The organism is Variovorax sp. 01T439_2, assembly GCF_056398445.1.
On sequence record NZ_JBFTPJ010000815.1, the window covers coordinates 1 to 2,731 of the forward strand.

The following is a 2,731-nucleotide window of genomic DNA, read 5'->3' on the forward strand; positions in this document are numbered from 1 at the left end:
CGCGCTGGGCCTCGCGTACGCAATTCTTTTCGTCCGGATTCATCTTTGCGACCTGGGGCGTCCACGTTCCGACGGTCAAGGCGCACTACGGCATCGACGAGGCCGAGCTCGGGCTGGCGCTGCTCGCGGCCGGCGCCGGCGCGATGTTCGGGCTGACCAGCGCCGGCCGCTGGATCGGCCGCCACGGCCCGCGCCGCATGGCTGCGCTCTGCGGCTCTATCTACGCCCTGCTGCTCGCCGGCCTGATCGCGATGCCGGGCTATCCTTTTCTTTTGGCGTTGCTGGCGGCCTTCGGCCTTGTGACCAGCGTGTTCGACGTGGCCATCAACACCGAGGCGGCGCAACTCGAGCTGCGCGGCGGCAAGCCCCTGATGAGCGGCATGCACGGCATGTTCAGCCTGGGCGGCATGGCCGGCGCCGCGAGCGGCAGCGCAGCGCTGGCAGCCGGGCTCGGCGCACAGGCGCATCTGCTCTGGGTGGCGGCGGCGATGGTGCTGGTGGTTGCCTGCTCCTCGATGCACATGCTGCCCAAGCCGCCCGTTGCGAGCGATGCGGCCCCGGCAGACCATCGCTTCCGGCTGCCCCGCGGCACGCTGGCGGTGCTTGGCGTGCTCGCCGCGCTGGGCCTGATTGCCGAGGGCGCCATCTACGACTGGAGCGTGCTCTACATGCAGCAGGAACTCGGCAGCCCGCAAAAGCAGGCCGCGCTGGCCTACGCGAGCTTCTCCGCCGCCATGGCGGCCGCGCGCTTCGGCGGCGACGCCCTGCGCGCGCGCTTTTCACCGACGGCGCTGCTGCGCGGCAGCGGCATTCTTGCGGCGGCGGCCATGGCGCTGGTGCTGCTGACCGACCTGCCGTGGCTCGCGCTGGTCGGCTTCGCGGGCGTCGGCATCGGTTTTGCGAACGTGGTGCCGATCCTGTTCGGCGCCTCGGCGCGCGTGCCCGGCGTCGAGCCCGCCATCGGCATTGCCGCCGTCTCGGCCGTGGCCTACCTGGGTTTCATGGCCGGCCCGGCGGTGATCGGGCTGCTCGCGCGGGCCAGTTCGCTGACGGCCGCCCTCTATGTGGTCGTGGTGTTTGCCGCGGCGCTGGCGGCCTCGGCGCGCTTCACGGGCGACGAGAGCCGCCGCGCCTGAGACGCCTCGCCGCTGCCGGCCTCAGCGCAGCGCCGGCGTGGCGGACTGCAGCGAGCGCACGGTGGCCGCGCCCATGGCCGCGCCGAATTTCTTCGCGAGCTTCTCGGCCACGTTGTCGCGCCGGGTGTAGTCGGTGACCTCTTCGGCCTTGATGACTTCACGCGCCACGAAGTCGACATTGCCCAGCTGGTCGGCCAGGCCGAACTCGACGGCCTGCTCGCCGCTCCAGAAGAGGCCGCTGAAAAGGCCCGGGGTGTCGAGCTTGAGCCGGTCGCCGCGACCGTTCTTCACCACGTTGATGAACTGCGTGTGGATCTGGTTCAGCATGGCCTGCGCATGGGCGCGCTGCGCATCGCTCATGGGGCTGAACGGGTCGAGGAAGCCCTTGTTCTCGCCGGCCGTCAGCAGCCGGCGCTCGACGCCGACCTTTTCCATCACGCCGGTGAAGCCGAAGCCGTCCATCAGCACGCCGATGCTGCCGACGATGCTGGCCTTGTCGACGAAGATCTTGTCGGTGGCAGCGGCGATGTAGTAGGCGGCCGAGGCGCAGGTTTCCTCGACCACCGCGTAGATCGGCTTCTTATGCTTGGCCTTCAGGCGCTTGATCTCGTCGCTGATGATGCCCGCCTGCACGGGGCTTCCGCCCGGCGAATTGATCAGCAGCACGATGCCCTTGGCGCCCTCGTCCTCGAACGCGGTCTTCATGGCCGCGACCACGAATTCCGCGCTGGCGTCGCCGCCGTTGGCGATCTCGCCCTTGATCTCGACCACTGCCGTGTGGGCCGTGGTCTTGGCGGTGCTCGGCGTGCTGCGCGACATCGCGAGCCAGACCAGGAAGATGAAGAAGGCGAGCCACGACAGGCGCGTGAAGGTCTTCCAGCGGCGCGCCGCCTTTTGTTCGTTGAGCGAGRCGAAGGCGAGTTTCTCGAGCGTTGCACGCTCCCAACCGGGGCGCTGCGTGGGGTCTTTGGCCATGTTTCTCGGCGCGCCCTGCGAGGACGCAATGGGGGTGGCCGGCTCAAAAGGATCAAAACCTTCGGGTTCCGTGCGGTTCGGGTCGGTCATTGTCAAAAGCTCAGGGGATGGAGGTTCCAGGCAGTATGCCAGTGCACCACGCCGTCACGTTCGCTGAGGGCGATCTTCACGAGCCCGCCGCGGCACGGGCCGCCAGCGCATTCGCCGGTGTCCGGCCGGTAGACCGCGCCGTGGGTGGCGCACAGCAGCCACTGGCCGCTGTCGTCGAAGAAGCGGTCGGGCTGGAAATCCAGCTCCATCGCCACGTGGCTGCACCGGTTGAGATAGGCATGCGGCTGCCCTTCGAAGCGCACCGCGAAGGCCCGACAGGTTTCGCCGCCATAGACCACGTCGAAGGGAACGGCCCGGCTGCCTTCGACCAGGTCCGAGGCATTGCACAGGGGAATGCGCTGTTCTTCGCTCATGCCGCGATTTTCAGGCGTTCTCCAGAAGCCATGCCTCCAGGCTGGCCACCGAGTGGGCGACGAACAGCGGCTTCAGTTCGTCGAAGCTCTCGGGCTCGTGCGCGCCGTAGCTCACGCCCACGCTCGCGCAGCCGGCATTGAGCGCCAGTTGCAGGT

4 protein-coding genes are annotated in these 2,731 nt (G+C 68.7%); 1 reads left to right on the forward strand and 3 read right to left on the reverse strand.

Going from position 1 to position 2,731, the window contains the following annotated elements; all coding sequences use genetic code 11:
• Positions 1-1,136, forward strand: a 1,136-nt coding sequence (locus AC1DOC_RS28220; RefSeq protein WP_478130972.1) for an MFS transporter, incomplete at its 5' end; no start/stop codon positions are given.
• Between the two features lie 21 nt (positions 1,137-1,157).
• On the opposite strand, the gene AC1DOC_RS28225 is transcribed toward AC1DOC_RS28220, so the two are convergent.
• The 3 genes from AC1DOC_RS28225 to AC1DOC_RS28235 all read right to left on the reverse strand — a co-directional run.
• Complete coding sequence (locus AC1DOC_RS28225) at positions 1,158-2,201, reverse strand: S49 family peptidase (protein ID WP_478130973.1); 1,044 nt, start codon at positions 2,199-2,201, stop codon at positions 1,158-1,160.
• A gap of 2 nt (positions 2,202-2,203) precedes the next feature.
• On the reverse strand, positions 2,204-2,575 hold the full coding sequence (locus tag AC1DOC_RS28230; RefSeq protein ID WP_012746528.1) for a Rieske (2Fe-2S) protein: 372 nt from the start codon (positions 2,573-2,575) through the stop codon (positions 2,204-2,206).
• Between the two features lie 10 nt (positions 2,576-2,585).
• Positions 2,586-2,731: HAD family hydrolase (locus AC1DOC_RS28235; protein ID WP_478130974.1), on the reverse strand; the 146-nt coding region annotated here is incomplete at its 5' end.